This window comes from Ruegeria sp. CE6 (genome assembly GCF_056537485.1).
This window is the reverse complement of the sequence record NZ_JBQFRR010000002.1, coordinates 483,701-501,684: the sequence shown is the minus strand read 5'-3', so window position 1 is coordinate 501,684 and position 17,984 is coordinate 483,701. Positions and strand designations below refer to the sequence as shown.

The window sequence follows — 17,984 nt, the reverse complement described above, 5'->3', positions numbered from 1 at the left end:
CCGATCTGATTTGAAAAGCCCTAACAGGGCCAAATTGCAGGACCTTGCGAAAAAACTTCGTGGCGCATCTGCGATCCAGGCCGAATGGCGTAACGCTCGGCTAGGCCAGCGTTGATTTCCAGGACTGCATAAACCGAATCGCCGCCCTCGATTGGGCTCAGATCCCCCGGAATTGCACCTTCGTGCACACGCGTCACAGTGCCCGAGCGATCAACAAAGATCATATCAAGCGGAATCAGGGTATTCTTCATCCAGAACGCAACAGGTTGCGGCGGATTAAAAACAAACAACATTCCAGATCTGTTCGGCATGCTTTCGCGAAACATCAATCCGCGCGATCGCTCTTTCGGTGTGATGGCCAGTTCAACGTCGAAGCGAACCTCTGCCAGATCATTTCGAAGCTCGACACGATCCGGACGGCATTCAGCCCGCGCGATCCCGCCAATCAAAAAACTCAGGAGCGCCAGTACGAAAGCCGTTCTCATCATTCAGAACCTAGTCGTTCAGGGCCGCTTCCCAGGCCAGAACCTGCGCGGCCATTCTTCCGCGCTTGCCATCAATGACCCGCATGGCCAGCGCTTCGCCCGGTTGCAGATCTGCCAACCCAGAACGACGTAGCACCTCGATATGTAGGAATACGTCTTCACTGCTGCCGAAAACATTGGCAAAGCCAAACCCTTTGCCCTTGTCGAACCATTTGACGCGCGCAGCCTCAAGCGGAGCGCTGCCGATCACGGTTGGATCAAGCTCGGCAAAATCGGCCAACATCATGGTTTCCGCGCGAACAGGCGGGTCAACACTGATCACTTCGACCGCTTGAACACCGCGATCAGTTTTGTGGGTCATGATCTCGATGCCGGCGCCATCCGCGACCGAGCTTTGCCCGAAGTTTCGCAGCACGTTGACGTGCAACAGAATGTCCGGGCCGCCTTCGTCAGACACAACAAATCCGTATCCCTTGGCGGGATCGAACCATTTTACGTGTCCACGGACGCGGTACATGCTGTTCAGATCTTCTGGCACTGTTTTCCCATTACGATAGGCAAGTCGTTAAGGGTTTCTTGTTTATGTTTTGGCTCGCAAATTCAAGCTGAAAAAAGCTATTGTCTGCAAACAGTTGCATTTCACGCAACGCGAACGTCATGGATTTAACCTCAGCACTTGCCAGTCGGAATCGACATTTTGTCGCTTCCACTGAAACCTGTCATGCAACCTGAAGGCACCATCGGCCCAGAACTCGACTTCGACAGGTGTTACACGGTATCCCCCCCAAAATTCAGGGCGAGGCGGGTTGGTACCCAACTTTGCGGTCACTTTAGCCACTTCGGCCATCAGGGATGCACGACTTTCCAGCGGTTGCGACTGGTGTGACGCCCAAGCACCCAAGCGGCTTTTGAGCGAGCGCGAGGCGTAGTATGCGTCCGCCTGCGGCCCATCTTCCTTGGTGATTGTACCACGAACACGGATTTGTCGCCGCAAAGATTTCCAATGCATCACAAAAGCCGCTTTGTGGGCGCTGTCCAACTCCTGAGCCTTGGCGCTGTGATAGTTCGTATAGAAAACAAACGCGTCCTTCTCGATTTCCTTCAGCAGAACCATACGGGCGTTCGGCAAACCTTCCGGGTCCACGGTTGCCAAAGCAATCGCATTAGGATCATTCGGTTCGGTCTTTTCTGCCTCGGCCAGCCACCGATCCGCGATTTCAAACGGATCAGCCCCGGCGAAGATGCCATTGTGCTCGTTCATTTCCATCCCCAGGAAACAATTAACATGACCCTAAGGCGAGAACCCGCTGCGGGCAAGAGCGCATGGCCTTGAAGCAGGACAATCAATGGCATAAACCAACCGAACACAATGCGACGACAGGCGGAGAACCGAAGATGTCAAATCAGTTGATGGCCGGAAAACGCGGCCTCATCATGGGACTGGCCAATGACAAATCAATCGCATGGGGTATCGCCCGCGCCTTGTCCGACGCCGGGGCCGAGCTGGCCTTTTCCTATCAGGGGGACGCCCTGAAAAAACGCGTCGATCCATTGGCGGCGCAGTTGGGCAGCGAGATCGTTTTGCCCTGTGACGTCAGCGACGAAGAATCAATTAATGAACTCTTCAGCGCGCTCGAAAAGAAATGGGGTAAACTGGATTTCGTCGTCCACGCCATTGGCTTTTCTGACAAGAACGAATTGCGCGGGCGTTACGTCGACACATCGCGCGCGAACTTTAACCTGACGATGGATGTTTCGGTCTACTCTTTCACCGCCGTTATGCAGCGCGCGGAAAAAATGATGAACGAAGGCGGCAGTGCGATCACCCTCACCTATTACGGCGCCGAACAGGTCATGCCACACTACAATGTAATGGGTGTTGCCAAAGCCGCCCTTGAGGCATCCGTAAAGTATCTGGCCGAGGATTTGGGCAAAGACGGCATTCGCGTGAATTCGATCTCGGCAGGCCCGATCAAGACGCTCGCGGCCAGCGGCATCGGCGATTTCCGTTACATCATGAAGTGGAACGAGTATAACTCGCCCCTGCGCCGGAATGTGACCATCGATGATGTTGGTAAATCGGCCCTGTATCTGCTGTCTGATCTCAGCAGCGGAGTGACAGGTGAGAATCTGCACGTGGATTCAGGCTATCACATCGTTGGAATGAAGGCCGTCGACGCGCCGGACGTTGAAAAAGGATAACAGACCATGAGCGCCAAGGACCGCCTGCCACACGAAAAAGGCTTCCACATCAGCTGGGATCAGATTCATCGCGACTCGCGCGCTCTTGCGTGGCGTCTGGATGGGCAAGGACCAGATGACGGCGCTTGGCGTGCGGTCGTGGCAATTACACGTGGCGGCATGGCCCCCGCGATGATCGTCAGCCGCGAACTGGATATCCGTACGGTCGATACTGTCAGCGTGAAGTCTTATCATCATCAGGCGCAGGGCGAAGCAGAAATTCTCAAAGCGCCCAATGCAGATCTGATGGGTGATGGCACCGGTATTCTGATCATCGACGATCTGGTCGATAGCGGCAAAACGCTGGAACTGGTGCGCGATATGTTCCCCAAAGCGCATTTCGCGACCGTATACGCCAAGCCTAAAGGCCGTCCGATGGTAGACACCTTCATTACCGAGGTCAGTCAGGACACATGGATTTTCTTCCCATGGGACATGGCGCTGCAATATGTCGAACCCTATCGGGGCACCGATTAATCAAGCGTTTTTCATAAGCGTTGAAATCACGGACTCACCATGACAATGACCCGCACTGCCGCCACCTTTGCCCCTCCGGTGATGGAGGCACGCCGTTGGCTGGACGGGGTCGAGTTCGCGGTTGACCGTCCGTTGATCAATGTCAGTCAAGCGGCTCCAGTCGATCCGCCCCCGTTAGCGCTGCGGCAAGCAATGGCCGAATTCGCAGTCGAGCAGGACAGCGCACATCTTTACGGCCCGGTCTTGGGCAACGATGACCTGCGGTCCGAACTCGCGGCTCAGATCAGCGCACATTATGCGGCTGAGGTAACGGCGAATCAGATCGCAATCACCTCGGGCTGCAATCAGGCCTTTTCAGCCGTGATTTCGGCAATTACCGATCAGGGGGATGAGGTGATCCTTCCGACCCCTTGGTATTTCAATCACAAGATGTGGCTGGATATGGCTGGGGTAAAAACCGTTGATTTGCCCACAGACGATGATTTGCTTCCCGATCCGGAACGCGCCCGCGCCCTTATCACCGAAAAGACACGGGCGATTTCGTTGGTGACGCCGAATAATCCCGGTGGTGTCGAATATCCTGCGGACTTGGTGCGCCGCTTCTTTGATCTTGCGCGGGAAACGGGGCTTCGTCTTTTGGTTGACGAAACCTATCGCGATTTCGACAGTCGATCAGGCGCGCCTCATGACCTGTTCCAGCAATCGGGTTGGGACGATACGTTTGTCCATCTCTACTCGTTCTCAAAAGCCTATCGCCTGACCGGTCACCGTGTCGGCGCGATTTCAACCAGCCCCGCCCTGTTGGCGGAGATCGAAAAATTTCTGGACACGGTCGCGATCTGCCCCGGCCAGATCGGCCAGTTTGCCGCGCTTTGGGGAATGCGGAACTTGACCCAATGGGTTGCGGGTGAACGAGATGAAATTCTCGACCGAAGAGCCGCCATTGCAGAAGGAATGCCACGCCTTGAAGACAAAGGCTGGCGTCTTTTGGGACTTGGCGCTTACTTTGCCTACCTCGAACATCCCTTTGGCATCGCTTCCGACGAATTGGCCCGACGGCTGGTACCCGAGGCAGGTATACTGCTTTTGCCGGGTACCATGTTCATGCCAGAGGGCGATTCCGCGGGAAAGCGGCAGGTTCGTGTAGCATTTGCCAACCTCGACCGCGCCGGTATCGCGCAATTGTTCGACCGATTGCAGGGCTTGTCCTTCTAAGCTTGCCCCCCGGCTGCACGCATCGTATTCAGGGCCGCAACCGACTGGGCAGACATTTGCCGACAAAACCAAGAGGGCACCATGGCCGCAGGCATGAAAAACCTATCCAAAACCTTTGTCTGGATTCTCATGGGTCTTTTGATGCTGGGCCTTGCGGGCTTTGGCGCCACCAGCCTGACCGGAACCGTGCGTACGGTTGCGCAGGTCGGTGATGAAAGCATTTCGGTCGACGCGTATTTTCGTGAGCTTCAGCGCGAGATCCGGGCCGTCGAAGCACAAACCGGACAGGCAATGCAGATTTCGCAGGCACATGATCTTGGCCTCGATCAACTTGCCCTTTCGCGCCTGATCGCGCTGGCCGCAATCGATAACGAGGTCGGACAGCTTGGCATTTCGATCGGTGACGAGAACCTGCAGGACGAGATTGTACAGATACCGGCGTTCCAAGGTGTAAACGGTACATTCGACCGCGAAGCCTATCGCTTTCAGCTGGAACAGGTCGGAATGACCGATTCCGAATTCGAATCGGATCTGCGCAAAGAATCTTCACGCACCATCGTTCAGGGTGCGGTCATGAGCGGTGTTGAAATGCCCCGTACGCTGACCGAGGCTTTGTCGAACTATGTGCTGGCCCGCCGCAGCTTTACCGTGGCGACCCTGTCAGCCGACCTTCTCGAAACGCCCGTGGCCCAACCCACAGACGCGCAGATTCAGACATATTACGATGAGAATACCGATCAGTTCACCCTGCCCCGCACCAAGCAACTGACCTACGCCATTCTGTCGCCCGACATGCTGCTCGACACGATCGAAGTGGACGAAGATTCTCTGCGCCGTCTATACGACCAACGCGCTGACGAATTTTTCCAACCCGAGCGCCGCTTGGTCGAGCGTCTGCCCTATCCCAGCGAAGAATCCGCAACCGAGGCGCTGGCACAACTTGAAGTTGGCGGGGCCGATTTCGAACAGTTGGTCCGCGAACGTCAGCTTGAGCTGAGCGATGTTGATCTGGGCGATGTCACCCGTGAAGATCTGGGCGATGCAGCCGACGCCGTGTTTGCCGCCGAGATCGACGATGTGGTCGGCCCGCTTCCCACGGTGTTCGGCCCTGCCCTGTTCCGGATCAATGGATCGCTGGCCGAGAACAATGTCAGTTTCGAAGACGCCGAACCCGAACTTCGTGCAGAACTCGCCGCCGACCGAGCGCGCCGTCAGATCGAAGCACAGGCCGAAGACATCAACGACCTGCTTGCAGGCGGCGCAACACTGGAAGAACTGGCCGGTGAGACCGAGATGGAACTGGGTCAGATCGACTGGACCCAGCAAAGCGACGATGGCGTTGCCGCGTATGACGGCTTCCGCTCAGTCGCTGAGGCTGTGCAAGAAGGTGATTTCCCAGAGGTCGCGTTCCTTGAAGATGGTTCGATCTTTGCGTTGCGCTTGAATGAAGTGCTGGAACCGCGCCCGGAACCTCTGGAAAGCGCCCGTGACCGTGTCGCCGAGGCATGGCTGCAGGTAGAAACTGCGAAAGCGCTGCAAAATCAGGGCAACACGGTTCTGACCCAACTGGCAACAAATGGCGACTTTACCGCCACAGGCCTGCCCTTCCGCGTCGAAAATGCGCTGACACGTACCGCATTCCTCGGGGATGTTCCCGTGGACTTCATGACTCAGGTGTTTGAAATGGACCCTGGCGAGCTGCGTGTCATTCCCGGAAACGGTAACGCCCTGATCGTGCGTCTGGATGAAGAGCTGCCTCCGGCGGAAACCGATGAGCAACGCCAGATGCAGGATGCACTGGCTGCGCAATTGAGCCAGGCGCTGGCGCAGAACATCTTTGACATCTATGTGCGCAATGCCCAGACACGCGCACGCCCTGTGCTGGATCAGCAAGCGCTGAACGCGGTACGGGCCAGTTACTAAAAGAGACAGAACATGGCCCTGACCCCGGATTTCGAAAGTTTCGCGCGCGCTTATGATGCGGGCGAAAATCAGGTCGTCTATACCCGCCTCGCCGCTGATCTGGATACGCCGGTTTCACTGATGCTGAAACTGACAGGCGCTCAGAAAGACGCCTTCATGCTCGAGTCGGTAACCGGGGGTGAAGTGCGTGGGCGCTATTCGATCATCGGAATGAAGCCCGATCTGATTTGGCGCTGTCAGGGCGAGACATCGGCCTTGAACCGATCAGCCCGCTTCGATGCCGAGGCGTTCGAGCCACAGGATGGCAACCCGATGGACAACTTGCGCGCCTTGTTGGCTGAAAGCCGCATCGCGCTTCCCGATGACCTGCCGCAGGCCGCCGCTGGCCTGTTTGGCTATCTGGGCTACGACATGGTCCGGTTGGTGGAATACCTGCCGGATGTGAACCTTGACCCGTTGGGCCTGCCCGATGCGATCATGCTGCGCCCCTCGGTCATTGCTGTGTTGGACGGCGTCAAAGGCGAGGTTACCGTGGTGTCGCCCGCCTGGGTCAGCGAGGGGCAAACCGCCAAAGCCGCCTATGCGCAGGCTGCCGAGCGTGTGATGGATGCCGTGCGTGATCTTGAGCGTGCCATGCCGGCCGAGACGCGCGATCTGGGTGACGCAATAGAAGTTGGGGCTCCTGTCTCTAACTTCACCAAATCGGGCTATATGGAAGCCGTTGAAAAGGCCAAGGAATATATCCGTGCAGGTGATATCTTTCAGGTCGTCCCAGCCCAACGCTGGACACAGGATTTTCCGCAGCCGCCATTTGCTCTCTATCGCTCGCTGCGGCGCACCAACCCGTCGCCGTTCATGTTCTATTTCAACTTCGGCGGCTTTCAGGTCGTAGGTGCAAGCCCAGAAATTCTGGTGCGTGTCTTCGGCAATGAGGTCACGATCCGCCCTATCGCGGGTACCCGCCCGCGTGGCGCGACGCCCGAAGAAGACAAAGCCAACGAAATCGACCTGCTGGCCGACAAGAAAGAACTGGCCGAGCACCTCATGTTGCTGGACCTGGGCCGCAATGACACCGGGCGTGTTTCTAAGATTGGAACCGTGCGTCCTACCGAAGAGTTCATCATCGAGCGCTACAGCCACGTGATGCACATCGTATCAAACGTGGTCGGTGAACTGGCCGAAGACAAGGATGCATTGGACGCGTTCTTTGCCGGGATGCCTGCAGGCACGGTATCAGGCGCGCCCAAAGTGCGCGCGATGGAGATCATCGACGAGTTGGAGCCTGAAAAGCGCGGCATCTACGGTGGCGGTGTCGGGTATTTCAGCGCAGGCGGCGACATGGATATGTGCATCGCGCTGCGGACGGCTATTGTGAAAGACCACAAACTGTATATCCAAGCTGGAGGCGGCGTTGTCTATGACAGCGACCCCGAAGCGGAATACATGGAGACCGTCCATAAATCGAACGCCATTCGCCGCGCGGCTGCGGATGCGGCGCGGTTTACAGGCAGCGGAAACAGCTAGTGGGGTGGCGGATGGTCGCTGCCGTCACCCGTCCGTCAGCGATCCGGCATCGCCCTGCTGGACTTCTTTCATCATCACGGCAGAAATTGGGGCCATCGCCACGCGGCTGCCGCGATCCTCAAGCCCCCACAGCAACAGAGCCGAGATCGTCTCGGGACGCAGACGACCCAGCATCACCACGGCACCTTCCTGTCCGGCGCGGAAGGCTGCCTGATCCAGAAAACGCCGCATGATCTTGGGGTCCTGTTTGGCACCATCGAAATCGCGGAACACTACGCTGGATGGAATGCCGTTGCGCGCTGCAAGCTTTTGCGCTGTGTTTAGACCATTGTCCTGCGTCACCAGCCCGCGCCCGGTATCTCCGGCAATCGCCGCAACCTGATCAGCCAGCTTTCGGTTGCCCTGAATGCCGCTTCCGACACCTTCCAGAATGCCAACGGTTTGAGGCAATTGATCCAACCACACCGACAACGACACCTCAGCGTCCTGAGCACTGGCGGCTTCGTGCATGTCAACCAAGGCCAATACTTCAAATCCAGCCTCGCGATGACGGGCCATTTTTTCCGCTGCATTCGGGTCAGACGGGCTGACGGCAAAACTTAGCGGGTATGGGAAATCCTGCAACGCCTCGGCCCCAAAAGCCCCTTCATCATCGATCAGAATGATCGACATCAATGGCTTGGATTCTGGATTTTCGAAGGTGGCAGCATGTGCTTCGATGGGCTTGGCCACCACTTCTGGAGTAATCACGGCTTGTTCGACGGGCGGGTCATCCCTCTCGGTTAGGGGCACGACACGCTTGCCGATCAACGAACCGGAACCTGTGGCCCCCTCTCCGCCAATTTGCGGCAGGGTCAATACGCGCGGCTGACGTACAGGGCGGGTATCTTCTTCACCCTCAACCGCGATTGGATTTTCATCAGGCACGGGTTCCGCTTCCTGAGCCTCTGGAGCTGCATCCGGCACATCCGCGATCTCAGGCTGCAAGGCAGCGACCTGAGGGGCCTCGTTGGGCGTTTCTTCCGCAACCTGCGGTTCCGGGGCTTCCTCGGGCGCAGGCGCTGCTGGAGCGTCCGCGAGCGCTGCCGGTTCGGCTTCCTGTTGTGGCGAGGTTGGTTCGGCAAGTGGATTTGGCGGTGCCGCGGGCGCTTCGGTTTGAACGGTCACGTCAGAAGATGAGATCGCTGCAGGTGCCTCGGCTACGGTCGGTGCTCCACCCGCCTCAGGACGGGCACCGGGCTCAAGCTCGATACCTGCCAAGCCATCCAGCGAATCTGATGATAGATCGGGGGTTTCAGGGCCGGATGGTGGCAACTCAACCAGATCAGCATCGGCATTGCTTTCTTCAACTTTCGCAGCCTCCAGGGGCTGCGGAGTATCAGCCACTTCGGGCGCGGTTGCCGTCACAACTGGTTTACGTGACAAAGGAGTTGTCAGCGAAAGAACCGCGCCCAGTGCCAATACCGAGACCGCCCCGGCGATCACTCCACCGTAAAATCCGCTCATCGAAATCTCGCCTCTCGCGTTGTTTCGTGCCTCATCCACCCAGACGCCATCTTCCGCGGCGCTCACCCGCACGGTGTCAAGTTGGGTATGTCCTCTTGACGCTGCCGCACAAGCCTGAGCATGTATGTCCCGACATTATACCGCGCTCAGGGACTGCATCGCCAGCCCGAAATGCCCATAGGAAGATAAGTGCCCAAATGCTGCTGCTGATCGACAACTATGACTCGTTTACCTACAACCTCGTTCATTATCTGGGTGAGCTCGGGGCCGAGATGGTCGTGCGCCGGAATGACGCGCTGGATGTACAGGAAGCAATGGCGATGAACCCGGCTGGTATTCTGCTCAGTCCCGGCCCTTGTGATCCCGATCAGGCGGGCATCTGTCTGGCCCTGACCGAAGCCGCGGCCGAGACGCAAACACCGCTGATGGGGGTCTGTCTGGGGCATCAAACCATCGGTCAGGCATTTGGCGGCAAGGTTGTGCGCTGTCATGAGATCGTGCACGGGAAAATGGGCACGATGAAACACACCGGCAAAGGTGTATTCGCTGGCCTGCCCTCGCCCTTCGAGGCCACCCGGTATCATTCGCTTGTCGTAGAACGCGAAAGCCTGCCCGATTGCCTTGAGATCACGGCCGAGCTTGAGGATGGCACGATTATGGGTCTGCAGCACAAAGAACTGCCGATCCACGGCGTCCAGTTTCACCCGGAATCCATCGCGTCCGAGCATGGTCACGCCCTGCTCAAGAACTTCCTGAACGAAATGAAAGTCCCCGCATGAGCGACGCTCTGAAACCGCTGATCGGTGCTGCGGCCGATCGACCTTTGACCCGTGCCGAGGCTGAACAGGCCTTTGGCATCCTCTTTGATGGGGCCGCCACGCCCAGCCAGATCGGCGGGTTGCTGATGGCAATGCGCACGCGCGGCGAGACGGTCGAGGAATACGCCGCCGCCGCTGCCGTAATGCGCGCGAAATGCAATGCAGTGAAAGCTCCCGCTGGCGCGATGGACATCGTTGGCACGGGGGGCGACGGCAAAGGAACACTCAATATCTCGACAGCCACGGCTTTTGTGACGGCTGGCGCCGGAGTCACCGTTGCAAAACACGGTAATCGGAACCTGAGCTCGAAATCTGGCGCAGCAGATGCTCTTGGGCAGCTAGGTATCAACGTAATGGTCGGCCCGGAAGTCGTTGAGAAAGCGCTGAAAGAGGTCGGTATCGGCTTTATGATGGCCCCAATGCACCACCCGGCGATCGCCCATGTCATGCCTTCGCGGCAAGAACTGGGGACGCGCACGATTTTCAACATTCTGGGCCCCCTGACCAACCCCGCCGGAGTGAAGCGCCAACTGACCGGTGCGTTCAGCCGCGACCTGATCCGCCCGATGGCCGAAACTCTGGGTCTGCTTGGGGCTGAACATGCCTGGCTAGTCCACGGCTCAGACGGTACGGATGAGCTTACGATCACCGGGGTCAGCTGGGTCGCATCGGTTGAGGACGGCGTTGTCAAAGAGGTCGAGCTTCACCCCGAAGATGCAGGCCTTCCGGTGCATCCGTTCGAAAATATCATCGGCGGCACGCCCGAAGAGAACGCGGTCGCCTTCCGCGCCCTGCTGGATGGGGCACCTTCAGCCTACCGCGACGCGGTGTTGCTGAACTCGGCAGCGGCGCTGGTCGTTGCAGATGCGGCAAGCGATCTGCGCGAGGGCGTTGCGATGGCCACAGAAAGCATTGATAGCGGCAAGGCCCGTGAAAAGATCACCGCGCTGGCGCGCATTACACAGGAAGCCGCATGACCGAGACCGTTCTGGACAAAATCAAAGCGTACAAGCTGGAAGAGATCGCTGCGGATAAGGCGCATAAGCCTCTGGAAACACTAGAATCTGAGGCACGGAACGCACCCGAGGTACGCGGTTTTGCCGAAGCCCTGCATTCGGCTATGCGCAAGGGGTACGGATTGATCGCCGAGGTCAAAAAGGCCAGCCCGTCCAAAGGTCTGATCCGCGCTGATTTCGATCCGCCCGCGCTTGCCAAAGCTTATGAAGAGGGCGGCGCGGCTTGCCTGTCGGTTCTGACGGACACGCCTAGCTTTCAGGGTGACAAGTCCTTTCTGACCGAAGCGCGCGCGGCCTGTTCGTTGCCAGCATTGCGGAAGGACTTCATGTACGACCCCTATCAGGTGGTCGAAGCGCGTGCATTGGGTGCGGATTGCATCCTGATCATCATGGCATCGGTCGGCGATGCACAGGCCGCCGAGCTTGAGCAAACCGCGTTTGACTGGGGCATGGATGTTCTGATCGAAGTCCATGACGCAGACGAGCTTGAGCGGGCATCGCAGCTGAAAAGCCCGCTGATCGGGATAAACAACCGCAATCTCAAGACCTTCGAGACGACTCTTGATACAACTCGTCATCTGTCAAAGCTGGTTCCAGCGGATCGCACGATCGTCTGCGAGAGCGGCCTGAGCACTCCGGCGGACCTCGCCGATATCGCCCGCTACGGTGCGCGCTGTTTCCTTATTGGTGAAAGCCTGATGCGTCAGGATGATGTAGCTTCGGCAACTCGAGCACTGCTCGCCAACCCGCTCATTCCCGGAGTGATGTGATGCCGCTGACCCATTTTGATGCCAAAGGTGAGGCCCATATGGTGGACGTGTCCGACAAGGCTGTCACCGACCGGGTTGCGGTTGCATCTGGATACATCAAGATGGCGAAGGAAACCTTTGATATCATTTCAGAAGGACGCGCTAAGAAAGGCGATGTTCTTGGTGTTGCCAGACTTGCGGGCATAATGGGCGCCAAGAAAACGCCTGACCTGATACCTCTGTGTCATCCGCTACCCGTGACCAAAGTCGCGATTGAACTTAGCTTAGACCCGGACCTTCCCGGCGTTCAGATTGAAGCGACTGTAAAGACTTCCGGCCAGACCGGCGTAGAGATGGAAGCGCTGACAGCAGTCTCGACAGCCGCACTGACGGTTTACGATATGGCGAAGGCCGTGGACAAATCGATGGAGATCGGCGGTATTCGCATTCTACTGAAAGACGGCGGAAAATCAGGGCGTTACGAGACATCATGATCTCGGTTGAAGAAGCGCGGGCTCTGCTGTTCGATCTGGTCTCACCGCTGCCCGCAGAAACGGTTGCCCTTGCCGAGGCTGCCGGTCGTATCCTGGCAGAAAACGTTGCAGCAACGCGTGATCAGCCGCCCTTTGCGGCGTCATCAATGGATGGGTACGCCGTCAAGGCGGCCGAAGTCGAACTGCACGCAATGTTCAAAGTGGTTGGCGAAGCAGCGGCCGGACGTCGCTTTGCTGGAAGCGTCGGACCCGGCCAAGCTGTGCGTATATTCACTGGTGCGCCTGTGCCGGATGGTGCAGATTTCGTCGTCATACAGGAAGATGTCGACCGACGCGGTGATCTGATCACCATAACCGACGCCCCCGGTGAAAAGGCCAATATCCGCCCTGCGGGGATCGATTTCAGCATCGCTACGCAGATCACGGCCCCACGCCAGCTCAGACCCGAAGATGTTGCATTGATGGCAGCGATGAACATCGCTTCGGTCCCTGTGACCCGCAAACCCGTGGTTGCATTAATCTCAACCGGTGACGAACTGGTGATGCCCGGAGAAACACCCGGCCCCGATCAGATCATCGCCTCAAATACCTTTGGTCTTAAGGCGTTACTGGAAGATGCTGGCGCAAAAGTTCGTGTACTTCCTATCGCACAAGATACCATAGCGTCATTAGAAACAGCTTTTGGCTTGGCACAGGGCGCTGACCTTGTGGTGACAATCGGAGGGGCGTCGGTTGGCGAGTACGACCTGGTTGCGGATGTCTCGGAAGGTCTTGGGCTGAAGCAATCGTTCTACAAGATTCGCATGCGACCGGGTAAACCACTGATGGCCGGGCGGCTTGGGGGTGCTGCAATGGTCGGACTACCCGGAAACCCGGTCAGTGCCATGGTGTGCGGTTACCTGTTCCTCATCCCAATGGTGCGCCGCATGTTGGGGATTGAACAGGCCCTTCAGCCATTCCAACGCGCCCGCCTTTCTGCCCCGCTCGGAAAAAATGGCCCGCGTGAGCATTATATGCGGGCGGTGTTGGACAACAGCGGCATCCGCGCCTGTGATGATCAGGACAGCTCGCTGCTAAGTGTTTTGGCGCAAGCCAATGCACTATTGGTACGCCAACCCCACGATCCCGCGCGCGAGGCCGGGGATGAGGTCCTTTACCTACCGATCTAGCAAATCCGTTGACACAAAACGTGAACATGCGTAGAACAAAAGAAAACGCATGAGCGACGAGGTATGAGCAATGCTGACCAAGAAGCAATTGGATTTGCTGGAATTCATCCACAAACGCGTGCAAGCGGACGGTGTTCCGCCCAGTTTTGATGAGATGAAGGCCGCGTTGGATCTACGGTCAAAATCCGGGATTCATCGACTGATCACCGCGCTTGAAGAACGTGGCTTTATCCGCCGCCTTGCCCATCGGGCTCGTGCCATCGAAATTGTCAAGCTGCCAGAAAGCCTTGGGGGAGAGCCCACGGCAGGTTTCAAACCGCGTGTGATTGAAGGCGATCGCCCTGAAGGTCCACGCCCCGCGAACTTTGAACCCGTCACAGTTGATGCGATGGAATTGCCTGTTATGGGCCGGATTGCTGCCGGTGTACCGATCGAAGCGATCAGCCATGTGTCGCACCGTGTCGCTGTACCGGGCTCGATGGTGTCAGGTCGCGGCGAGCATTATGCGCTTGAGGTTCGTGGCGACTCGATGATTGACGCCGGTATCAACGATGGCGATGTCGTGGTGATCCGCGAAACCACGGCCGCTGACAATGGTGACATCGTGGTGGCATTGGTGGAAGATCAGGAAGCCACGCTGAAACGGTTTTTCCGCCGAGGTCAGGCCATTGCGCTGGAAGCGGCGAATCCGGCCTATGAGACTCGCGTGCTGCCAGAAGACAAGGTGAAAGTTCAGGGCCGCCTTGTAGGCTTGATCCGAAGCTACTGAGGCAGCTTGGGGGACCAGAGGCGGCGGCCTGAGATATCAGAACTCGCTAACAAACGCCCCTTGGACAACGCAAGACTGCCTGTCTTCTGCAGAAATTCCGTATCGTAAACGCTGCATTCACCGGTCAAAGTCAACGACACCGGGGCGACAATGATCTGATCTTTCCTGCATTCCTGAAAGGCGCTCGCAGCCCGCTTACCAGTCAAGTGGACAAGCTCTTTGTCTCCCAGCAGAAAACGTTGAAATCCCGCTGATGCCTCTGGCCATCGCAAAGCGGCCTTTGGTTGATCTGCCCCGTCCCCGTCATTTTCCAGCCACACCGACGCGACAAATCCGCTGCCTTTCGGTTTGCTCAGCGCGCGCCCGTGTTCAGTCATCACTCCGACCAGCCCGCCGGTATCGGCGATCAGCACGTCTGGGCGGCTTCCCTGGCCCCACAGCGCTATCGCCAATGCTGCCGGGGCAATGCCGAGCCACCGTGCGTGCCCTTGCCACAGCATTAGCCACAGAAGAGACAGAGCCAGAACAGGCAATACGAAATAGTCTGGGCTTACTACGTACCCGCGCGCGCCCTCCAGTCCCGCGACCCAATCGGCAACGGTAAGGATCCATCTCAGCCCAAGACCCATTACGTGCAATGCAATCGCTTCAAGCCCAAAAGGTGCAAGAAGGGCGGCGACAACCGCACTTGGAACGACCAGCGTTCCCATGACGGGCACGGAGACGAGATTTGCCAGCAACCCGTAGTGCGAAATAGCGTTGAAATGCGCCGCCCCGATCGGAGCTGTCGCGATCCCCGCGATCGCCGAGGATGTCAACAAGGCCAGCACAGGCCGCAGCCATTTTGGGCCTGGCATTGGGCCATAGTCCCGCAACGCGCCAAACCCTGCGACCAAGGCGGTTGTAGCAGCAAAAGACATCTGAAATCCGGGGCTCAATAGAGTTTCCGGGCGCAAGGTAAGAACAATCAGCGCAGCCATGGCCACCGCCCGCAATGAAATCGCGCACCGGTCCAACAATACGGCCCCCAGCATAACGCAGACCATCACAAAGGCGCGCTCAGTCGCGACGTTCCCACCAGACAGAAGCAGGTAGATTGTCGACGCGAATAACGCACAGAGCGCGGCCACCTTGCGTACGGGCATGCGAAGCGCGATGACAGGTACCATTGAGAACCCCATGCGGCACGCCACAAAAACGAAACCGGTCAACAAACCCATGTGAAGGCCCGAAATCGCCAGAAGATGAGCCAGGTTGGACGCGCGCAACGCCTCTAACGAGGCCTGCCCCATCCCGCTGCGATCACCGGTAGTTACGGCGGCGGCAAAGCCCCCGACTTCGCCCGGCAGGATCGTGCGCACCCGATCCGAGATCTCCATGCGCCAGGCCGTGATACGCACTCCGTCCAAACCATCTTGCGCCGCAGCCGACGTCAGGACCGGAACCCGAGTGTATCCAACAGCGCCGAGTTGCTGGAACCAGGCGTGGCGGCGAAAATCAAAACCTCCGGGTTCAACTGGCCCTTGCGGCGGCGAAAGATGTGCTGTGGTCATAATCCGCTGACCCGGGGACAGCGCAACTGACTCCCCGTGAATAGACAGCCGGATGCGCCGGGGTCTTTGATCAGCAGGAACGTCCCCGATCCGCACCTGATCCAATGTCACCCTCAGCGCATCCGACGCAGAGCGGTCCAGCGCTACGACCCTCCCCTCGACCGGGCCATAGTAACGCCATTGCAGGACCGGCTCCGCAACCATATGTGCCCGCGCCCCGGCCAGAGCGAACCCCATCGCGATCAGGGCTAAGCCAGTGGCCAGCGGTGACCACGCGGCCCCCATCCAACGGGTGGAGGCAAGCGCCAGCAAGGCAAGCGCCAGAACGCCGGCATAGAGCTCAACCTCGGGTTCGAACCTGAGGCTGAAATACCAACCAATCCCGACCGCCAGGCAGATCGGGGACCACGGAAACAAGTGTCCCCGCTGGGTCAGCAATGCGGTCTCGACCCGTGTCAGAACACGCATGGTTGCCCCCGTCCTTCGGGCTGGGTAGATAGTCGCCAAACTATGCCCGCTAAGGTTACCAAAAGGTTAATCCACACCATGTCCGATCAGGTCGTCACCCGTTTTGCCCCCTCTCCCACCGGATTTCTGCATATCGGTGGCGCCCGCACTGCTCTGTTCAACTGGCTTTATGCGCGGGGTCGCGGCGGCAAGTTCCTGTTGCGGATCGAGGATACCGATCGGGAACGTTCCACGCCGGAAGCAACAGCGGCCATACTGCAAGGCATGGACTGGCTAGGGCTTGATCATGACGGTGAGGTCGTCAGCCAATTCGAGGGTGCCCCTCGACATGCAGAGGTCGCGCATCAATTGCTGTCCGACGGCAAGGCATACAAGTGCTTTTCGACGCAGGAAGAAATCGCTGCATTCCGTGAACAGGCGCGGGCCGAGGGGCAGTCGACCCTGTTTCGCAGCCCATGGCGCGAGGCCGACCCGGCCACCCATCCGGACGCACCTTACGTGATCCGCATCAAGGCTCCGCAAGACGGTGCCACTGTGATCCGCGATCAGGTGCAGGGCGATGTCACCATTCGCAACGATCAGTTGGATGACATGATCCTACTGCGTTCGGATGGGACTCCGGTCTATATGCTGGCCGTTGTGGTTGACGATCATGATATGGGCGTGACTCATGTGATCCGGGGCGACGATCACCTCAACAACGCCGCCCGTCAGATGATGATCTACGAGGCGATGGGTTGGGATGTACCAGTCTGGGCGCATATCCCTTTGATCCATGGACCCGATGGGAAAAAGCTCAGCAAACGTCACGGTGCGTTGGGGGCGCAAGAATATCGGGCCATGGGATATCCGGCATCCGGAATGCGCAACTATCTGGCTCGGCTGGGCTGGAGCCATGGGGATGATGAGTTCTTTACCGATGCCCAAGCTAAAGAGTGGTTCGATCTGGATGGCATCGGCAAAAGCCCGGCGCGATTTGATGTGAAGAAGCTTGAAAACCTTTGTGGACAACATATTGCCGTCGGGGAAGATGCCGCGCTGCAGCATGAAATTCAGGGATATCTGAAGTCAGCTGGTTTGCCGCCGCTTTCCGAAACACAATCAAGTGATTTGGTCCGTGCGATGTATTGCCTCAAGGACCGCGCACGCACGTTCCCGGAACTCATTGAAAAAGCTCATTTTGTGCTTACGTCGCGACCTATCCAGCCAGATGAAAAGGCCACAAAGGCGCTGGCATCTGTATCCGACGGTATACTGAAAGAATTGACGCCGCAGCTGCAAAATGCTAGCTGGTCCCGGAACGAACTGGAGGAGACCCTGAATTCGTTCGCAGAGGCGAATGGGGTTAAGTTCGGCAAATTGGCTGGTCCGCTGCGGGCGGCACTAGCGGGCCGGGCAGTTACACCTTCGGTATTTGACATGATGCTTGTGCTTGGGCGCGATGAAACCCTGGCGCGGCTTTCTGATGCAGCGAACCCGGCCTGATTTCACATAAGGGTAACGCTGCTCCGCTAAGAACGGACTGCGCGACGGATCGCAGTCGTTGCCTGCTTTGTCGGACAGCGATCCGGCATGCG

The 17,984-nt window shown here is 58.0% G+C and carries 17 protein-coding genes; 12 read left to right on the top strand and 5 right to left on the bottom strand.

Features of this window, described 5'->3' with window-relative positions:
* Positions 1-20: 20 nt before the first annotated feature.
* The 3 genes from ACR0DK_RS10935 to pdxH all read right to left on the bottom strand — a co-directional run bounded on the left by ACR0DK_RS10935 (position 21) and on the right by pdxH (position 1,746).
* Positions 21-488, bottom strand: a complete 468-nt coding sequence (locus tag ACR0DK_RS10935) for a DUF192 domain-containing protein (RefSeq protein WP_480736125.1) — start codon at positions 486-488, stop codon at positions 21-23.
* Positions 489-495: 7 nt separating this feature from the next.
* A complete protein-coding gene (locus ACR0DK_RS10930; RefSeq protein ID WP_170392983.1) occupies positions 496-1,023 on the bottom strand; it encodes a cold-shock protein in 528 nt (175 codons plus the stop codon).
* 117 nt (positions 1,024-1,140) lie between these two features.
* A complete protein-coding gene (pdxH, locus tag ACR0DK_RS10925; RefSeq protein ID WP_170405948.1) occupies positions 1,141-1,746 on the bottom strand; it encodes a pyridoxamine 5'-phosphate oxidase in 606 nt (201 codons plus the stop codon).
* Positions 1,747-1,880: 134 nt separating this feature from the next.
* On the opposite strand from pdxH, the gene fabI reads away from it, so the two are divergent.
* The 5 genes from fabI to trpE all read left to right on the top strand — a co-directional run bounded on the left by fabI (position 1,881) and on the right by trpE (position 7,865).
* Positions 1,881-2,687, top strand: a complete 807-nt coding sequence (gene fabI, locus ACR0DK_RS10920) for an enoyl-ACP reductase FabI (RefSeq protein ID WP_170405951.1) — start codon at positions 1,881-1,883, stop codon at positions 2,685-2,687.
* Between the two features lie 6 nt (positions 2,688-2,693).
* On the top strand, positions 2,694-3,203 hold the full coding sequence (gene gpt, locus ACR0DK_RS10915) for a xanthine phosphoribosyltransferase (RefSeq protein ID WP_170421803.1): 510 nt from the start codon (positions 2,694-2,696) through the stop codon (positions 3,201-3,203).
* A gap of 39 nt (positions 3,204-3,242) precedes the next feature.
* Positions 3,243-4,418: an aminotransferase gene (locus tag ACR0DK_RS10910; RefSeq protein WP_480736122.1), complete on the top strand. Its 1,176-nt coding sequence runs from the start codon at positions 3,243-3,245 to the stop codon at positions 4,416-4,418.
* 81 nt (positions 4,419-4,499) lie between these two features.
* Complete coding sequence (locus tag ACR0DK_RS10905; RefSeq protein WP_480736120.1) at positions 4,500-6,341, top strand: SurA N-terminal domain-containing protein; 1,842 nt, start codon at positions 4,500-4,502, stop codon at positions 6,339-6,341.
* A gap of 12 nt (positions 6,342-6,353) precedes the next feature.
* Positions 6,354-7,865 (top strand): anthranilate synthase component I, encoded by a 1,512-nt coding sequence (gene trpE / locus ACR0DK_RS10900; RefSeq protein WP_170595521.1) that lies wholly within the window; start codon positions 6,354-6,356, stop codon positions 7,863-7,865.
* Between the two features lie 24 nt (positions 7,866-7,889).
* Here the strand turns inward: trpE and ACR0DK_RS10895 are convergent, their stop codons facing one another.
* The gene (locus ACR0DK_RS10895; protein ID WP_480736118.1) at positions 7,890-9,371 is read right to left on the bottom strand and encodes a divergent polysaccharide deacetylase family protein; all 1,482 of its coding nucleotides are present in this window, start codon (positions 9,369-9,371) and stop codon (positions 7,890-7,892) included.
* A 197-nt stretch (positions 9,372-9,568) separates the two neighbouring features.
* On the opposite strand from ACR0DK_RS10895, the gene ACR0DK_RS10890 reads away from it, so the two are divergent.
* The 6 genes from ACR0DK_RS10890 (at position 9,569) to lexA (ending at position 14,386) form a co-directional block, all read left to right on the top strand.
* On the top strand, positions 9,569-10,150 hold the full coding sequence (locus ACR0DK_RS10890) for an anthranilate synthase component II (protein WP_170392975.1): 582 nt from the start codon (positions 9,569-9,571) through the stop codon (positions 10,148-10,150).
* Entirely contained in the window at positions 10,147-11,166 is a 1,020-nt protein-coding gene (gene trpD / locus ACR0DK_RS10885; RefSeq protein WP_170646154.1) for an anthranilate phosphoribosyltransferase, read from the top strand. Before ACR0DK_RS10890 ends, trpD begins: the two co-directional genes overlap by 4 nt.
* Entirely contained in the window at positions 11,163-11,975 is an 813-nt protein-coding gene (trpC, locus tag ACR0DK_RS10880) for an indole-3-glycerol phosphate synthase TrpC (RefSeq protein WP_480736115.1), read from the top strand. The genes trpD and trpC overlap by 4 nt, the downstream gene beginning before the upstream one ends.
* Complete coding sequence (moaC, locus tag ACR0DK_RS10875; protein WP_480736114.1) at positions 11,975-12,448, top strand: cyclic pyranopterin monophosphate synthase MoaC; 474 nt, start codon at positions 11,975-11,977, stop codon at positions 12,446-12,448. The genes trpC and moaC overlap by 1 nt, the downstream gene beginning before the upstream one ends.
* Positions 12,445-13,617: a molybdopterin molybdotransferase MoeA gene (locus ACR0DK_RS10870; protein ID WP_480736112.1), complete on the top strand. Its 1,173-nt coding sequence runs from the start codon at positions 12,445-12,447 to the stop codon at positions 13,615-13,617. Before moaC ends, ACR0DK_RS10870 begins: the two co-directional genes overlap by 4 nt.
* A 70-nt stretch (positions 13,618-13,687) precedes the next feature.
* Entirely contained in the window at positions 13,688-14,386 is a 699-nt protein-coding gene (lexA, locus tag ACR0DK_RS10865; protein WP_170392970.1) for a transcriptional repressor LexA, read from the top strand.
* Here lexA and ACR0DK_RS10860 read toward each other — a convergent pair.
* The gene (locus ACR0DK_RS10860; protein WP_480736110.1) at positions 14,380-16,407 is read right to left on the bottom strand and encodes a ComEC/Rec2 family competence protein; all 2,028 of its coding nucleotides are present in this window, start codon (positions 16,405-16,407) and stop codon (positions 14,380-14,382) included. The two genes, lexA and ACR0DK_RS10860, sit on opposite strands and share 7 nt — an antisense overlap.
* A gap of 78 nt (positions 16,408-16,485) precedes the next feature.
* On the opposite strand from ACR0DK_RS10860, the gene gltX reads away from it, so the two are divergent.
* Positions 16,486-17,892 (top strand): glutamate--tRNA ligase, encoded by a 1,407-nt coding sequence (gene gltX, locus ACR0DK_RS10855; RefSeq protein ID WP_480736108.1) that lies wholly within the window; start codon positions 16,486-16,488, stop codon positions 17,890-17,892.
* Positions 17,893-17,984: the final 92 nt, after the last annotated feature.

Coding starts and splice junctions, on each gene's coding strand:
- ACR0DK_RS10910 (WP_480736122.1), top strand. CDS start 3,243: ATGACAATGACCCGCACTGCCGCCACCTTTGCCCCTCCGGTGATGGAG.
- ACR0DK_RS10870 (WP_480736112.1), top strand. CDS start 12,445: ATGATCTCGGTTGAAGAAGCGCGGGCTCTGCTGTTCGATCTGGTCTCA.
- trpD (WP_170646154.1), top strand. CDS start 10,147: ATGAGCGACGCTCTGAAACCGCTGATCGGTGCTGCGGCCGATCGACCT.
- ACR0DK_RS10895 (WP_480736118.1), bottom strand. CDS start 9,371: ATGAGCGGATTTTACGGTGGAGTGATCGCCGGGGCGGTCTCGGTATTG.
- ACR0DK_RS10860 (WP_480736110.1), bottom strand. CDS start 16,407: ATGCGTGTTCTGACACGGGTCGAGACCGCATTGCTGACCCAGCGGGGA.
- gpt (WP_170421803.1), top strand. CDS start 2,694: ATGAGCGCCAAGGACCGCCTGCCACACGAAAAAGGCTTCCACATCAGC.
- ACR0DK_RS10890 (WP_170392975.1), top strand. CDS start 9,569: ATGCTGCTGCTGATCGACAACTATGACTCGTTTACCTACAACCTCGTT.
- ACR0DK_RS10935 (WP_480736125.1), bottom strand. CDS start 488: ATGATGAGAACGGCTTTCGTACTGGCGCTCCTGAGTTTTTTGATTGGC.
- gltX (WP_480736108.1), top strand. CDS start 16,486: ATGTCCGATCAGGTCGTCACCCGTTTTGCCCCCTCTCCCACCGGATTT.
- moaC (WP_480736114.1), top strand. CDS start 11,975: ATGCCGCTGACCCATTTTGATGCCAAAGGTGAGGCCCATATGGTGGAC.
- ACR0DK_RS10905 (WP_480736120.1), top strand. CDS start 4,500: ATGGCCGCAGGCATGAAAAACCTATCCAAAACCTTTGTCTGGATTCTC.
- trpC (WP_480736115.1), top strand. CDS start 11,163: ATGACCGAGACCGTTCTGGACAAAATCAAAGCGTACAAGCTGGAAGAG.
- pdxH (WP_170405948.1), bottom strand. CDS start 1,746: ATGAACGAGCACAATGGCATCTTCGCCGGGGCTGATCCGTTTGAAATC.
- trpE (WP_170595521.1), top strand. CDS start 6,354: ATGGCCCTGACCCCGGATTTCGAAAGTTTCGCGCGCGCTTATGATGCG.
- fabI (WP_170405951.1), top strand. CDS start 1,881: ATGTCAAATCAGTTGATGGCCGGAAAACGCGGCCTCATCATGGGACTG.
- lexA (WP_170392970.1), top strand. CDS start 13,688: ATGCTGACCAAGAAGCAATTGGATTTGCTGGAATTCATCCACAAACGC.